Genomic DNA, 14,607 nt, shown 5'->3' with positions numbered 1-14,607 from the left:
ACGGGTCAGCTCGACGGCACCGGCGCGGTGTCGGGCAACGGACCGACCCGATCGGACTGCTCGGGGAGCAACGCATGCACGACGAACCGTCCGCCCGCGTCGGCGGGGAGAACCTCGACCGCGCGTACCCGGCGATCGGCGGCGAGTGCGCGCAACCGGTCGGCGTCACCGCGCACCACGAGGGCGACCACGCACGCGCAGCCCGCGGTGAGCCGTGACCGGACGAGGGCCGCGATCTGGCCGTCGCGACCGACAGCATCGGGTCCGACCGTCCGCGCGATCTCATCGACGGCGAGGTCGCGTGCGGTGCGCAGCGATCCCCCGTCGCGCGTGAGGGGTTCGAACGTGGTCGGTGTGGCCACGGCGTCCACCGTGACGTGGAAGGCGACCTGCGACGGACCGGTCCCGGCGATCAGCGACCACGCCGTGTCGTCGTCGAGGGGTGCCCGCGGCGACACCAGCGCCCATCGGGTCCCCGTGGCCCGCGCGACACCGGCCGAGGCGGCGGCGATGTAGGCGGCCACCGACTCCCCGCCGGTGGGGCCGAGGCGATCGGTGGTGACCGCGGGACGTCGTGGCGGGTGCGTCGCACCGAGGGCGTAGAGACCGCCGACGACGAGCAACACGACGATCGCGCCGACGGCGACCGACCCGAACGCGCGCCGCAGACCGTCAGGTCGCACGCAGCAGTTCCAACGCGCCCCGGAGATCGTCCGGGTAGGGACTGGTGAACTCGACGAGCCGCCCGTCGGAGGGGTGGGCGAACGACAACGCCCGGGCGTGCAGCCACTGGCGCTCGAGCCCGAGGCGGGCGGCCAGCGCCGGATCGGCACCGTAGGTCAGGTCGCCGCAGCAGGGATGGTGCAGCGCCGAGAAGTGCACGCGGATCTGGTGGGTACGACCGGTCTCGAGGTGGACGTCGAGGAGGCTGGCCGCGGCGAACATCTCGAGGGTGTCGTAGTGGGTGACGCTGGGCTTGCCCGCCGTCGTGACGGCGAACTTCCACTCGTTGCCCGGATGGCGGCCGATCGCGGCGTCGATCGTGCCGCTCGACGGATCGAGGTGGCCCTGCACCAGGGCGTGATATCGCTTGTCGACGGTGCGTTCCTTGAAGGCCCGCTTGAGCAGTGTGTAGGCGCGCTCGGAGGTCGCGACCACCATCACCCCCGACGTGCCGACGTCGAGGCGGTGCACGATGCCCTGCCGCTCGTGGGCGCCGGAGGTGGAGATGCGGTAGCCGGCGGCGGCCAGGCCACCGATGACCGTCGGTCCGGTCCATCCGACCGAGGCGTGTGCGGCCACCCCGACCGGCTTGTCGACCACGACGATGTCGTCGTCGGCGAACAGGATGTCCATGTTCTCGATCGGCTGCACGAGGTTCTCCACCGGACGCGCGGGTTCCGGGAGCAACACCTCGAGCCAGGCGCCGGCGGCGAGTCGATGCGATTTGCCGACGGCGGTGCCGTCGACGCTGACGTCGCCGTTGTCGGCGAGTGCGGCGACCGCGGTGCGCGAGAAGCCCATCATCCGCGAGACCCCGGCGTCGAGTCGCATGCCGTCGATGCCGTCGGGGACGGGCATCGACCGGCTCTCACGCATCCGGCGCCACCGGGGTGCGGGCGTCGTCGCGCGTGCGGGTCGACGCGCGGGTCCCGTCGAGTTCCACGCCGAACAGCGTCAGCCCGACCAGCAGGATCGCGCCGCACACCACCGCGGAATCGGCGACGTTGAACACCGGCCACCAGCCGATGGACACGAAGTCGACGACGTGACCGCGCAGGGGGCCCGGATCGCGGAACAGCCGGTCGACCAGGTTGCCCAGTGCGCCGCCGAGGATCAGCCCGAGGCCCAGTGCCCACAGGGGCGACCGCAGCCGCGAGCTGTACCGGATGATGCCGACGACGACCGCGAGCGCGACGATCGTCAGGATCCACGTGTAGCCGGTGGCCATGGAGAACGCGGCGCCGGAGTTGCGGACCAGCCGCAGCGTCACGGTGTCGCCGATGATCGAGATGGGACGCAGCGGATCGATCGTCGCGACCACCACGATCTTCGTCACCAGATCGGCCACCAGGATGACCAGCGCGACCGCAGGCAGCAGGGCGATCATCCGCGTCGACCGCGGTGCCGTCCCTGTCGCCACAGCGCGATCGGCGCCCTCACCGACCCCGGCGGGGGCATCGGGTCCGGCGGGTTCATCGGTGGGGTCGTTGCTCACGCCGACCATTGTCCCTCACCGGGGTCGATAACCTGAATGCGTGCCCGACGCCCTCATCACCCGCCCCCACGTCCGTCGAGCGCAGGCGGTGGGGGCGTGCGCGGTGATCGCGGCGGTCGTCGCCGCCTGCGGCTCCGCAGATCCCGGTCCCGGCGGTGCGAGCAGTTCGTCGGCGGCCGCGGGATGCACCACCGATTCGACGGTCGGGGCCTCCGGCGCGTCGCTGCTGCCGGTGCCGCCGGCCGCGGTCGAGGTGCTCGACTCCGGCGCCGCACCCCTGATCGCGCCGGTCGGGTCGCCGACCACCACCTCGGCCCAGCAGGTCCGCCTGGTCACGACATCGTCGTCGACGAGCCTCTCGCAGGGGCAGGCGCCGAGCGACGACGCCCAGACCGTCGACCTGCCGATCACCGCACAGGTGCTGTGCGGTGACCCGACCGACATCGAACTCACCCTCGGCGCCGCGTCGTCGCCGTCGCCGGACCTGTCGGCATCGCTCGCCGCGGTCCGCGGCTCGCGTGCCGGTCTCGCGGTCGCAGCGGGTTCGGTGCCTATCGCCCTGCGCATCGTTCCCGCCGCCGGGGCCGACGATGCCGCACGCTCGGCGATCGAGCAGACACTGGTGCAGGCCCTGCAGCGGTCGGTGACGCTGCCCCGCGACCCGATCGGGGTGGGGGCGCGGTGGCGGTCGGTCCGCACCATCACCGGTGCGGCCACGCTCCGGCAGACGATCACCTCGACACTGCGCGCCCGCACGGGCTCGACGCTGCAGATCGACGTGACCGTCGACGAGGAACCGGTGAACGCGGTGTTCACCATCCCGGGGTCCGATCAGACGCTCACCATCGCGTCCTACTCGATGGCCGGTGCGGGGTCGATGACCCTCGACCTGTCACGAGGGTTGCCCATGAGCGGCGAGCTGTCGATCGACGGTGGACGATCTCTGGTCGGGTCCGACGCCGCGCGGCCGCTGGTCCAGAAGACGGGCGTCGACATCCGCTGGGAGACGACCCGCTGAGACACGACTGCCCCCGAACCGAACGGTTCGGGGGCAGTCGCCTCCAGCGATGTCGTGCGTGGGGCTCAGTTGGCCGCCGGGCACATGGCGCTCTGCACGTTGTTGGCCAGCAGCAGCGGGCACACCGTGGTCTTGGCGAGCTTCCACTTACCGCTGTCGTAGACGATCGCGGCGTCGACGGTCTGCTCGGGAACGTTGGGCAGCTTCACCTTGACCTTGACCGTGGCCTGGCCGTTACCGGTCGCGATGACCGGCGCCTGCAGCGAGTAGGTGATGTCGGGGTTGTCCTGCTTCGCCTTCACGAGCTTGTCGAACAGCTGCGGGTCGGCGTCGGAGCCCTGGACGAGATCGGTCTTCTCGCTCGCCGGCACGTTCGCGTCGAGGGCCTTCTCCAGCAGTCCGTTCAGCGTCGCGGCGCTCGGCGGCTTCGAGGGGTCGGAGACGCCACCGCCACCGGTGCCGGTTTCGGTCGACGCGACCGACGAACTGGTCGTCGGTGTGGCCTGCGTCCCGTCGTCGGAGTTGTCGCTGCACGCGCCGATCATGAACACGGCCGCAACGGCCAGGCCTGCGGTGGCGAACTTCTGGAGCTTCACGAAATGTCCTCTTCTCGTCTGTCGTCCGGGCTGTCGAACCCGGGGCCGGCGGCTGCGGGCCACCGACCTGTCGGGCCCACGTCTTCGGGTCGGTGTACCCGAAGCCCTGGGACTCATGTGTACCGATGGGGGCGGTCGCGGACGACCACGTTCCCCCCGGATCGGACACCACTATGCCAAACCGATGTGTGGGCGAACGACGATCGGGCGATCCGCGCGCTCTCGGCGACCCGGATTTGACCGCGACCACCCAGGTCAGCAAGCTGACGTCCCATGTCCGTCACACCTGTGATCGCCGTGCTCGGCACCGGCGGGACCATCGCGTCGCAGCACCGGGCGGGCGGTGTCGTGCCCGCGGTCGACGTCCGCGATCTGCTGCGCCCCGACCTCGCCGGTCCGCACACCGGCGGCGTCGACGTGCGTCCGCGCACGGTGCTGTCGCTCGACAGTTCGGCGATGACACCCGACGACCAGTGGACGCTGGTGCGCGCGATCGCCACCGAACTCGACGACCCCACCGTGACCGGCGTCGTCGTCACCCACGGCACCGACACCCTCGAGGAGTCGGCGATGCTCGCCGATCTCGTCCACGACGATCCCCGACCCGTGGTGTTCACCGGCGCGCAGCGGCCGTCGGATGCCGACGGCGCCGACGGTCCCGGCAACCTCGCCGCGGCCGTCGCCTGTGCCGCCGACCCGGACTCACGGTCGCGCGGGGTGCTGGTGGCGTTCGGCGGCCGCGTTCTCCCCGCCCGCGGGACGGTCAAGGTCAGTACATCGGACCTCCGCGCCTTCGACTGCCTCGCCCCCGACCTCCCGCGCCGACGGATCGACACAGGCGGGCACTCCCCGGTGAGTGCCCGCGTGGACGTCGTCACCGTTCATCCCGGCTTCGTCCCCGAGGTGATCACCCACCTCGCCGCGACCGGGGCGCGCGGGCTCGTTCTGGCCGGCCTCGGGTCGGGCAACGTCGGTCCGGGGGTACGTGACGTGGTGGGCGACGCGATCGCCCGCGGCACCCCGGTGGTCGTCTCGACCCGCGTCCCCCTCGGCGAGGTGGTCGCGACCTACGGCGGTGGTGGCGGTGCGGTGGATCTCGTGGCCGCGGGAGCGGTCCTGTCGCCGTGGCTGCGTCCGCCGCAGTCGCGGATCGCGCTGGCGGCGCTGCTGTCGGTCGGCACCGGCCACGACGGCATCGCGGAGTTCTTCGCGACCGGCCCGGAGGCGGCGGGCGCCTGACCGACCGATCAGGTCCAGTCGAGGCTGGCCAGCGGATCGGCGGCCGTGAGGTCGGCGGTGTCGGAGGGGAACGTTGCAGTGCGTCCGGGCCCCGTCGCGCGCGTCTCGAATCGCACCGACACCACACCGTGGCCACTCCCCTGCACCCAGCCGTGCCCGAACTCGGGGTGTGTCACGTCGGTGCCGGTCGCCCACGTCACCGCACCGTCGGCATCGACGGCGCGACCCGACGCCTTCTGCACCCCGACCTCGGCGACCGGACCCTCCGGCACCGGGTCGACGGGGTCGAGTACATCGACAGCGGTGACGATCGTCGGTTCCTCCGGGGTGTCGGTGACGGCGACCGCGCGGTCGGTCGCGTCGCCACCGAACAGCAGGAACTGCTCGTCGGTGGTGAGACCGGAGAAGCCCACGCCGACGAGACGGACGGGTCCGATGTCGACCGGGTCGAGGGCGAGGCGCTGGGCCGCCGCGGCCAGGGTCGCGAGGTCGGTCGTGGCGGGGGCGAAGGTCGTGGACCGGGTGAGCACCGACATGTCGGACTTCTTCAGTTTCAGGACGACGGTGCGCGCCCCGCGGCCGTCATCGAGGAGTCGACGATGTGCCGAGGCGGCCGAGGACGCGATCGCCTCCCGAAGTCGCGGCATCGACACGACGTCGTCGGCGAACGTCGACTCGGCACTGATCTGCTTCGCCGATGTCCGCTCGGCGACCTGTCGATCGTCGAACCCCTGCGCCAGGCGATGCAACGCGGGACCCACCGTCGATCCGAGGACCGAGGCCACCTCCATCGGCGACAGGTCCGCGAGGTCGCCGATCGTGTCGATGCCCAGCCGGTGCAGCCTGTCCCCCGCCACCGGTCCGATACCCCACAGTTTCCGCACCGACAGCGGGCGCAGGAACTCTTGTTCGGCTCCCGGCGAGATCACCGTCACGCCATCGGGTTTGGCCATACCCGAGGCGATCTTGGCGATCTGCTTCCCGCTGCCCGCACCGATGGACGCGGCCAGACCGAGCTCGTCGGCGATCCGCGACCGGATCTGCTCGGCGAAGGCGATCACCTCGGTCCGGGTGGCGCCGACGAGTGCCTCGGGTTCGCCGAACGCCTCGTCGAACGACAGCATCTCGATGACGGGTATCGCCTCGCGGATCATCGCGAACACCCGCGCGCTGACCACGCGGTAGACCGCGCCGCGGGGCGGCACGACCACCGCCGAGGACCCGATCAGCCTGCGCGCCTGATGCATCGGCATCGCAGAATGGGCGCCGAAGCGTCGCGCCTCGTAACTCGCACCGGCGACCACCCCGCGACCGCCGACCCCGCCGACGAGCACCGGGCGGCCGCGCAGGGTCGGACGGGTCAGCTGCTCGACCGATGCGAAGAACGCGTCCATGTCGATGTGCAGAACCCACCGCGCTCCGCGTCGATCACCGGTGCCCGCCACCCGTCGAGCCTATCGACTCGCCGTGTCGTGCCGACGGTGTGGAAACGGCCATGCGGCCCGCACGGACCGCAACGTGCCGATTGTGTGGAAACGGCCATCGAGTGTGCTCCACACCTTGCGCGACGGACCTCGACGACAACGCACACTCGATGACCGGCTTCCGCACCGTCGGCGGCTCCAGACATTCGCGGCACCGTTCTCACGCCGCTGACGGTGCGGAAGCCACGCCCCGAGTGTGCGCCCTTCCCAGCGCACCTCAAGTGCCACCGCCAGCACACTCGACGCGCGTTTCCACACAGTCAGCATTACGGTCGCGTTTCTGGACAACCAGCACCATGGTCGCGTTTCCACGCGGTCAACTGATGGTCGCGTGGAGCTCGAAGACGGGGACGGCCGGGGCGATGGCGGCGAGTTCGGCGTCGGTGGAGGTGTGCGAGACCTTCGCCGGCAGGTAGCTCGCGACCTCCCAGCCCCAGCGCTTCAGATAGGGACGCAGCAGCGCGACCTTGGCGGCATCGGCGACCTCGGTGGCGCGGTACTCGTCGCTGCGACGCCCGTGACCGATGGTCGCGACGCCCGCGGCGCGGAGGTTGCGCGACCACTGCGTGTTGCCACGCGGGGAGATCAGATAGGTGCGGCCGTCGATGACCAGCGGGTTGACCGGCGTGGTCTGCGGGGTGCCCGACTTCCGTCCGACGACGGTCAGCGTCCGCGCGCCGGCCAGACCGATCCCCCGCGCCGACAGCCGGCGGACGAGGTCGTTGAAGCCGCGCTGCATGCGGCCGCTGGGCTCTGCGTAATGGGTGGTGGTCATGGCTACTCCTCGTCTGGATCGGAACGAGAGCACTGCTCTCGTTTCTCACGATGACACGGCGGCGGCCAGAATGCAAGAGCACTGCTCTCATTTCTGGCACGATGGTGTCCATGCAGTCAGACGCACCGTCGACCCCCCGCGCTGCGGCACGGGCTCAGACCGAGCAGGACATCATCCGGGTGGGTCGGGAACACCTCGCCGCACATGGCGCCGCGTCGCTGTCGTTGCGTGCGGTCGCCCGCGACCTCGGCATGGTGTCCTCCGCGGTGTACCGCTACGTGCGCAACCGCGACGACCTGCTGACGTTGCTGGTCGTCGACGCCTACGACGAATCCGCCGACCGCGTCGAGGCCGCCCTCGCCGCGACACCCGCCGACGCCGGGACGCGGGAGCGCATCCGGGTGGCCGCGCATGCACTGCGGACATGGGCGGTCGCCGAACCGTCGCGGTACGCGCTCATCTACGGCAGCCCGGTCCCGGGCTACTCCGCCCCGGGCGAGCAGACCACGGGCCCGGGCACCCGCTTCGTCGCGCTGCTGCTCCGGGAACTGCGCGACATCGTGGTCGACGCACCGTCACCGATCTCCGCGGGACTGGCCGCCGAATTCGACGCCATCAACACCGAATTCGGCCTCGGACTGGATCACACGACGCTGGCCGTCGGCACCTGCCTGTGGTCGGTGGTTCTCGGCGCGATCAGCCTCGAGGTGTTCGGCCAGTACGGCGCCGACACCTTCGCGCGGCCGGAGGATCTCTTCGACCTCCAGCTCACCACCGTGCTGACCCGGCTACTGCCCTGACCGGCTGATCGACGCGACGACGCCGTCGCCCAGCTCGACCGACGAGCCGCGCACCTCCTCGGGTGCGACGACCTCGAGCGCGGTGGCGAGCACCTCGCCCGCGATCAGGTCGCGGTGACGCTGCGCCCATGCATTGCGTTCGGCAGGCACCCCGAGTTCCACGCTGATGCGGTCGGACACGTCGAGCCCCATGGTCCGCCGCGCCTCCTGCAGTTCGCGCACACGGTCCTTCGCCCAACCCTCGGCCTCGAGGTCCTCGGTCACCGCGGTGTCGAGCACCACCAGTCCCCCGCCGGACGGCAGTTCGGCGGTCGAACTCGGCTCCACCGCGACGAGTTTGCGGGTGAACTCGCCACCGGTCAGCTCGATGCCGTCGGCGACGACCTTCTCCGACACGATCCCGTCGGCATCGCTGACGGTGGCCAGCGACCAGTTCCCCGACTTGATCGCCTTGATCGCCTTCTGGACGTCCTTGCCCAGTCGGGGTCCCGCGACGCGCGCGTTGACGACCACCTCGACCCGACCGTAGGCGTCGGCGTCATCGGCGAGGTGCACCGCCTTGACGTTCATCTCGTCGGCGATCAGCGCGGTGTAGTCGGCCAGACGCGCCGCCGATGGGCCGGCAACGGTCAACGCGGGCAACGGGAGTCGGACCCGCAGGTTGTTCGCCTTGCGCAGACTCGACGCCGTCGAACACACACCCTGCACCTCGTCCATGGCGGCGACGAGCTCGGCGTCGGCGGGGAGTTCGTCGGCGCGCGGCCAGTCCGCGAGGTGCACCGACCGCTCGCCGGTGAGCCCGCGCCACATGGCCTCGGTCATCAACGGCAGCAGCGGAGCGGCGAGTCGGCACGCCACCTCCAACACCGTGTAGAGCGTGTCGAAGGCGTCCGATTCGGTGTCCTGCCCGGCCCAGAACCGTTGGCGTGAACGCCGGACGTACCAGTTGGTCAGCGCCTCGCAGAGCTCGCGGAACGCGTCGCACGCACCGGACACGTCGTAGGTCTCCAACGCGGTCGTCATCGCCTCCCGCGTCGCGGCCAGCTTCGCCAGGATGTAGCGGTCGAGCACGTGCGTCGAATCGGTCCGCCACGTCGCGGGCCGGTCGGCGTAGAGCGCGAGGAAGCTGTAGGCGTTCCACAGCGGCAGCATGGCCTGGCGGACACCCTCGCGGATGCCACGCTCGGTGACGATGAGGTTGCCGCCCCGCAGGATCGGCGACGCCATCAGGAACCACCGCATCGCGTCGGAGCCGTCGCGGTCGAACACCTCGTTGACGTCGGGGTAGTTGCGCTTGGACTTGCTCATCTTCTGACCGTCGTCGCCCAGCACGATGCCGTGGGCGGCGACGGTGCGGAACGCCGGACGGTCGAACAACGCGGTCGCGAGCACGTGCAGGTTGTAGAACCACCCCTTGGTCTGGCCGTTGTACTCGACGATGAAGTCGCCCGGGTTGTGCGGCTCCAGACCGGCCTCGGGGTTCCCGTCGAACCAGTCACGGTTCTCGAACGGATAGTGCACCTGGGCGTACGGCATCGAGCCCGACTCGAACCAGCAGTCGAGAACCTCGGGCACCCGACGCATGGTCGAACGCCCGGTCGGGTCGTCCGGGTTGGGTCGCGTCAGCTCGTCGATGTGCGGTCGGTGCAGGTTGGTCGGACGCACACCGAAGTCACGCTCGAGGTCGTCGAGCGACCCGTACACGTCGACACGCGGGTACGTCTCGTCGTCGGACATCCACACCGGGATCGGTGCACCCCAGTAGCGGTTGCGACTGATGTTCCAGTCCTTGGCGCCCTCGAGCCATTTGCCGAACTGTCCGTCCCGCAGGTGCGCGGGCGACCAGGTGATCTCCTGGTTCAGCTCCAGCATCCGCGGTTTGAACGTGTTCACCGCGACGAACCACGACGGGACCGCCATGTAGATCAACGGCTTACCCGACCGCCACGAGTGCGGGTAGGAATGCTCGATGGTCTCGTGCCGCAGGATCCGGCCGGTCGCCTTGAGGTCTTTGATGATCACCGGGTTAGCGTCGAAGACCATCAGGCCCTCGTACGGCGGGACCAGTGACGTGAACCGTCCGCCCGGGTCCAGCGGCTGTACCACCTCGATGCCGTTGGCGGTGGCGAGTTCCATGTCCTCCTCACCGAAAGCCGGTGCGAGGTGGACGATCCCGGTACCGCTGTCAGTGGTGACGTAATCGCCGAGCAGCGTCCGGTGCGCCTTCGGATGGCCGACGAAGAAGTCGAACGGCGGCGTGTAGGAGGCGTCGGCGAGGTCGCGACCGAGATAGGTGCCGAGCACTTCGGGATCCTCGCCGAGTTCCCGTGCGTAGGTTCCGACACGGGCGGTCGCGAGCAGGTACTGCTCGCCGTCGGAACCGCGGACATGGGAGTACTCGACGTCGGGATTCACGGCGATCGCCAGGTTGGACGGCAGGGTCCACGGTGTGGTCGTCCAGATCAGTGCGTTGACGCCCAGCAGGGTGTCGGGCACACCGCCGGTCAGCGGCATCGACACCGTGACGGCCGGGTCCTGGCGCATCTTGTAGGCGTCGTCGAGCTTGCTCTCCTGGTTGCTCAGCGGCGTCTGTTCGTACCAGCTGTAGGGCAGCACCCGGTAGCCCTGGTAGACGAGTCCCTTGTCGTGCAGCGTCTTGAACGCCCACATCACCGACTCCATGAAGTCGATGTCGAGGGTCTTGTAGTCGTTGTCGAAGTCGACCCAGCGGGCCTGGCGGGTCACGTAGTCGCGCCACTCACCGGTGTAGCGCAGCACCGACTCCCGGCAGTAGTCGTTGAACGTTGAGACACCCATGGTCTCGATCTCGGACTTGTCGGTGATGCCCAGCTGCCGCTCGGCCTCGAGTTCGGCGGGCAGCCCGTGGGTGTCCCACCCGAAGCGGCGGTCGACCTTCTTGCCGCGCATGGTCTGGAACCGCGGGATGAGGTCCTTGACGTAGCCGGTGAGCAGGTGGCCGTAGTGCGGCAGACCGTTGGCGAAGGGCGGACCGTCGTAGAAGACGAACTCCTCGGCGTCGGACCGCTGCTGCACCGACGCGACGAAGGTGTCATCGGCAGCCCAGTAGTCGAGCACACGCGTCTCGAGGTCGGGGAACGACGGCACGGCCGAACCGGTACCCGCGACGTCGACGATCGGGTAGACGCGACGGTGCTGGGGGGTCGATGCGGGGTCGGTGCTCACTGCAGTTCTCCTCGTGCCGGTGGGCGTCGCGTACGACGCTGGGCACGGGGACGACGATCGCTCGCCGCGGTACCACCCCGCTTGCACCGAGAATCCGGTGCCTCTCGCCGGCTCATCGCGTGTCGATCCGCTGAGCCTGCGGCTGTGTCGGGCCGCTCCCGTCCGGTTCTACTGCGACCCACCGTCACGATGGTGTCGGTTCTTCCGGATGCTCCCCGGTGATGGCCGGATCGTCGCGGGTACGAGTGTAGACGGTCTGCGACGCCGGTCAGTCCGCCGCGTGGCGGTGACGGCGAGGTGTCGTCGTGTCGGTGTCTTGCTCGGTGACCTCTGCGGGCCCGGCCTCGGTGTCCCCGGAATGACGGGTGTGGCGTCGCGGGGTGGCGGGGGTGAGCCAGGGCATCGCCGCGGGCGGATCGGTGTCGCGGCGGACGTGCGCGTGTGTGTCCGCGGGCTCGTCGTCGGGGCTCTCGTGCCTGCCGTGATGCGCGGCCGCGTATGCCGCGGCGGCCTGGGCGTCCGCGGTCGGCACCGGCGACCCGGGGAGATCGGTCGAGAGGTCGGGAACCGGCTCGTCGACGACGCGGGCCATCTCGGTGGTGATCGCGGTGTCCGGATCGTCGTCGATCGCTGAGGGCTCGTCGACCGCAGACGCGGGTCGTGCGGATCTGCGGGGCCGCAGGCGGGCCAGAGCGGGGCTGAGTCCGAGGATGTCGGCCACGAGGAGCAACGCCCCGAGGACACACACCACGATGCAGGCGACGGCCAACCACAGGGTGCCGGTGACGAGTGCCACCACGAGGAGGCCGAAGCCCACCAGCGTGGCGACCAGCGCCGAGACGAGCACCGCGTTGACCTTTCCGACGACTACCGACGGCGAACCGACATCAGTCGATCCCGGCCCGCCACGGTTCTCCCGACGGACCTACTGGTTCGCGGGCTTGGAGAATCCACCCGAGTTGGTGAACCCACCGTTGCCCGGATCCGAGGAGAACGCGTCTCCACCGGAGCGTGCGTTGTCGACCGGTGCCGCGCTACCCCGCTGCTGCAGCTCCTCGAGCTGCGACTCCAGGTAGGTCTTCAGGCGGGTACGGTACTCGCGCTCGAAGGTCTTGAGCTGCTCGATACGACCCTCGAGGACCGAACGCTGCTGGTTGATGGTGCCCATGATCTCGGTGTGCTTGCGCTCGGCGTCGGCCTGCAGGGCGTCGGCCTTCTCCTGCGCCTGGCGCGTGGTGGTCTCGGCGCGGGTCTGCGAGTCGGCCAGGATCGCCTCCGAGCGCTGACGCGCGTCGGTGAGCATCGACTCCGACTTCGACCGGGCGTCGCTGATCATGGCGTCGGCGCGGGTCCGCGCGTCGGAGAGCAGAGCCTCCGACTCGGTGTTCGCGTTGGCGGTCAACCGGTCGGCGGTGTCCTGGGCCAGGCTCAGGACCTTGGCCGCGCGGACGTGGTGATCCTCGCCGACGGGGGCGGCAGGGGCCGCAGGGGCTGCCTGCTCGGAGTACGCGGGGGCCGGAGCGGCGCTGAAGGCCTGGGTGGGCGCGGGCGCCTCCTCCTCGCGTGGTGCCGAGGCGGCACTCGAACGGGCCTGCGACAGATCGCCTTCGAGATCCTCGACGCGCTGCTTGAGCTCGGTGTTCTCCTCGAGGAGCCGCGCGAGCTCGGCCTCGACGAAGTCGAGGAACTGATCGACCTCGTCCTCGTTGTATCCGCGCTTACCGATCGGCGGTTTGCTGAACGCGACGTTGTGCACATCAGCCGGTGTGAGCCGCATGTCGGTCCCCTTTAACAATTGTGTGGCGAGTGGTGGCCAGGTCTCGATGCGATCTCTCGCGGGACCCCGGTGACGATGCGTTGTGGAGGTCCACAGCCCCGTCAGTGTAACTGGCGTCCCATCCTGTCACACGAGAACCGTTCGTCGCACTTCGTCGAGCGTCTTCGCCGACAACACCGGATCATCATCGCCGACGTGATCGGACGATCGTCTCCGACGCTGTCGACCCGATGCGCCGACGCGGTTCTCGCTGTGTCCCTCCAGGATGACGGACTCCGGTCACAATATCCGGCGCCTCGCGCTGTGCGATCACCCCGGTGGACCCCGGGGCGATACGGGCTCAGACCGGCGACACCAGAGACATGGCGATCAACACCACGATCATGGTGATCATCAGCGACAGGTCGAGGCGTACCGGCCCCAGCGGGATGGGCGGCAACACGCGCCGCAGCGCCTTGATCGGCGGATCGGTGGTGGTGAACACGCCTTCGATGACGACGACGGACACCCCCGTCGGGCGCCATTCGCGCGCGAACGTCCGCACCAGCTCGATCACCAGGCGCCCCAGGAGCAGCAGCCAGAAGATGAAGAGCAGGTAGTAGATGACCTCTCGGGCTATCGTCACGCGTCAACTCTGCCTGATTCGGTCACCGGATGAGAAAAGCCCAGCTCGCAGGGGTGTCAGCTGTGGTTGTAGAAACCGGTCTCGGCGAGCTTGCGACGATCCTCGGGCGAGACGTCGACGTCGGCGGGTGAGAGCAGGAACACCTTGGTGGCGACTTTGTCGAACGTGCCACGCAGAGCGAATGCGAGTCCTGCGGCGAAGTCGACGAGGCGCTTGGCGTCGTCGTTGCTCATCTCGACGAGGTCCATGATGACCGGGCTGCCGTCGCGGAACCGCTCGCCGATCGTCCGGGCCTCGCTGTAGTCGCGCGGACGCAGTGTGGTGATCTTCGCCAACGGGTTCCCCTCCTCGAAGACGCGATCCATCGTGTCGATGGCCAGCGCGCCGCGGGTGGTGACCCGGCCGGCCGACGCACGAGAGACTCCACCACGGGCGCCGAGCGGCTCGAGCCGCCCCGACCGGCCGAGTCGCTCCATGGGCACACCGCGGTCGACCGCGACCGACGAGTGACCCGCCGAGGAGCGGACGGGGCCGGCGTAGGCGTAGTCGGGAACGTGGTCGTAGGCCTGATCGAACTGGGCGCCACCCTCGTAGTGCGCCATCTCGTCCTCGTACTCCCGCATGCCGTGGTCGACGCCGGCGAACCCGCGCTGCGGAGAGCGACCGTAGTACTCGTCGCGGTACTCGCGCTCGTAGCCGTCGCGTCGGGTCGAGCCGGGCTCGTCGAGGTAGTCGTCCTCGTAGTCGCCGGGCGGGACCATGCCGAAGTACGCCTTGAACCGCTGCATCGTGGTCATGTTGCTGCCTTCCTCACCGTCGGCGCGCCGTACGAGAGCGATTGTGAAAAGTGGTGTCGCTGGTTCTCATGTGG

At 69.7% G+C, this 14,607-nt stretch carries 14 protein-coding genes; 3 read left to right on the top strand and 11 right to left on the bottom strand.

Annotated elements, in window-relative coordinates:
- Positions 1 to 5: 5 nt before the first annotated feature.
- From ACQ7HM_RS16885 to lspA, 3 genes are read right to left on the bottom strand one after another with little or no spacing between them, the layout of a single operon-like run.
- Positions 6 to 683 carry a hypothetical protein gene (locus ACQ7HM_RS16885; RefSeq protein WP_434217377.1) on the bottom strand — a complete coding sequence of 226 codons (678 nt, stop codon included), beginning with the start codon at positions 681 to 683 and terminating at the stop codon, positions 6 to 8.
- A complete protein-coding gene (locus ACQ7HM_RS16880; protein WP_434217376.1) occupies positions 673 to 1,599 on the bottom strand; it encodes an RluA family pseudouridine synthase in 927 nt (308 codons plus the stop codon). Before ACQ7HM_RS16880 ends, ACQ7HM_RS16885 begins: the two co-directional genes overlap by 11 nt.
- A complete protein-coding gene (gene lspA, locus ACQ7HM_RS16875) occupies positions 1,592 to 2,227 on the bottom strand; it encodes a signal peptidase II (RefSeq protein ID WP_434217375.1) in 636 nt (211 codons plus the stop codon). Before lspA ends, ACQ7HM_RS16880 begins: the two co-directional genes overlap by 8 nt.
- Positions 2,228 to 2,258: 31 nt before the next feature.
- Between lspA and ACQ7HM_RS16870 the strand changes: the two genes are divergently transcribed.
- The gene (locus ACQ7HM_RS16870) at positions 2,259 to 3,236 is read left to right on the top strand and encodes a hypothetical protein (RefSeq protein WP_434217374.1); all 978 of its coding nucleotides are present in this window, start codon (positions 2,259 to 2,261) and stop codon (positions 3,234 to 3,236) included.
- 65 nt (positions 3,237 to 3,301) lie between these two features.
- Here the strand turns inward: ACQ7HM_RS16870 and ACQ7HM_RS16865 are convergent, their stop codons facing one another.
- Positions 3,302 to 3,832, bottom strand: a complete 531-nt coding sequence (locus ACQ7HM_RS16865; RefSeq protein WP_434217373.1) for a hypothetical protein — start codon at positions 3,830 to 3,832, stop codon at positions 3,302 to 3,304.
- Positions 3,833 to 4,105: 273 nt separating this feature from the next.
- Here ACQ7HM_RS16865 and ACQ7HM_RS16860 point away from each other — a divergent pair, with 273 nt between their 5' ends.
- Positions 4,106 to 5,071: an asparaginase gene (locus ACQ7HM_RS16860; RefSeq protein ID WP_434217372.1), complete on the top strand. Its 966-nt coding sequence runs from the start codon at positions 4,106 to 4,108 to the stop codon at positions 5,069 to 5,071.
- A gap of 8 nt (positions 5,072 to 5,079) precedes the next feature.
- On the opposite strand, the gene ACQ7HM_RS16855 is transcribed toward ACQ7HM_RS16860, so the two are convergent.
- Entirely contained in the window at positions 5,080 to 6,465 is a 1,386-nt protein-coding gene (locus ACQ7HM_RS16855; protein ID WP_434217508.1) for a DNA polymerase IV, read from the bottom strand.
- A 406-nt stretch (positions 6,466 to 6,871) separates the two neighbouring features.
- Complete coding sequence (locus ACQ7HM_RS16850; RefSeq protein ID WP_434217371.1) at positions 6,872 to 7,330, bottom strand: nitroreductase family deazaflavin-dependent oxidoreductase; 459 nt, start codon at positions 7,328 to 7,330, stop codon at positions 6,872 to 6,874.
- Positions 7,331 to 7,440: 110 nt separating this feature from the next.
- On the opposite strand from ACQ7HM_RS16850, the gene ACQ7HM_RS16845 reads away from it, so the two are divergent.
- Positions 7,441 to 8,130: a TetR/AcrR family transcriptional regulator gene (locus ACQ7HM_RS16845; RefSeq protein WP_434217370.1), complete on the top strand. Its 690-nt coding sequence runs from the start codon at positions 7,441 to 7,443 to the stop codon at positions 8,128 to 8,130.
- Here the strand turns inward: ACQ7HM_RS16845 and ileS are convergent.
- From ileS to ACQ7HM_RS16820, 5 genes are all read right to left on the bottom strand, one after another.
- Positions 8,119 to 11,334 (bottom strand): isoleucine--tRNA ligase, encoded by a 3,216-nt coding sequence (gene ileS, locus ACQ7HM_RS16840; protein WP_434217369.1) that lies wholly within the window; start codon positions 11,332 to 11,334, stop codon positions 8,119 to 8,121. The two genes, ACQ7HM_RS16845 and ileS, sit on opposite strands and share 12 nt — an antisense overlap.
- A 268-nt stretch (positions 11,335 to 11,602) precedes the next feature.
- Positions 11,603 to 12,181 carry a hypothetical protein gene (locus tag ACQ7HM_RS16835; protein WP_434217368.1) on the bottom strand — a complete coding sequence of 193 codons (579 nt, stop codon included), beginning with the start codon at positions 12,179 to 12,181 and terminating at the stop codon, positions 11,603 to 11,605.
- 78 nt (positions 12,182 to 12,259) lie between these two features.
- A complete protein-coding gene (gene wag31 / locus ACQ7HM_RS16830; protein ID WP_434217367.1) occupies positions 12,260 to 13,111 on the bottom strand; it encodes a DivIVA-like cell division protein Wag31 in 852 nt (283 codons plus the stop codon).
- 340 nt (positions 13,112 to 13,451) lie between these two features.
- Positions 13,452 to 13,736: a YggT family protein gene (locus ACQ7HM_RS16825; protein ID WP_434217366.1), complete on the bottom strand. Its 285-nt coding sequence runs from the start codon at positions 13,734 to 13,736 to the stop codon at positions 13,452 to 13,454.
- A gap of 56 nt (positions 13,737 to 13,792) precedes the next feature.
- Positions 13,793 to 14,533: a cell division protein SepF gene (locus tag ACQ7HM_RS16820; protein WP_434217365.1), complete on the bottom strand. Its 741-nt coding sequence runs from the start codon at positions 14,531 to 14,533 to the stop codon at positions 13,793 to 13,795.
- Between the last annotated feature and the right edge of the window lie 74 nt (positions 14,534 to 14,607).

This window comes from Williamsia sp. MIQD14, from assembly GCF_051025635.1.
Lineage (GTDB): Bacteria > Actinomycetota > Actinomycetes > Mycobacteriales > Mycobacteriaceae > Williamsia_A.
The sequence above is the reverse complement of the archived record's forward strand: the minus strand, read 5'-3'. Positions and strand labels throughout refer to the sequence as shown.

Bases quoted from the DNA above. Each gene is read 5' to 3' on its own strand.
- lspA (WP_434217375.1), bottom strand. From the start codon at position 2,227: ATGGTCGGCGTGAGCAACGACCCCACCGATGAACCCGCCGGACCCGAT.
- ACQ7HM_RS16860 (WP_434217372.1), top strand. From the start codon at position 4,106: ATGTCCGTCACACCTGTGATCGCCGTGCTCGGCACCGGCGGGACCATC.
- ACQ7HM_RS16855 (WP_434217508.1), bottom strand. From the start codon at position 6,465: ATGGACGCGTTCTTCGCATCGGTCGAGCAGCTGACCCGTCCGACCCTG.
- ACQ7HM_RS16820 (WP_434217365.1), bottom strand. From the start codon at position 14,533: ATGACCACGATGCAGCGGTTCAAGGCGTACTTCGGCATGGTCCCGCCC.
- ACQ7HM_RS16850 (WP_434217371.1), bottom strand. From the start codon at position 7,330: ATGACCACCACCCATTACGCAGAGCCCAGCGGCCGCATGCAGCGCGGC.
- wag31 (WP_434217367.1), bottom strand. From the start codon at position 13,111: ATGCGGCTCACACCGGCTGATGTGCACAACGTCGCGTTCAGCAAACCG.
- ACQ7HM_RS16845 (WP_434217370.1), top strand. From the start codon at position 7,441: ATGCAGTCAGACGCACCGTCGACCCCCCGCGCTGCGGCACGGGCTCAG.
- ACQ7HM_RS16880 (WP_434217376.1), bottom strand. From the start codon at position 1,599: ATGCGTGAGAGCCGGTCGATGCCCGTCCCCGACGGCATCGACGGCATG.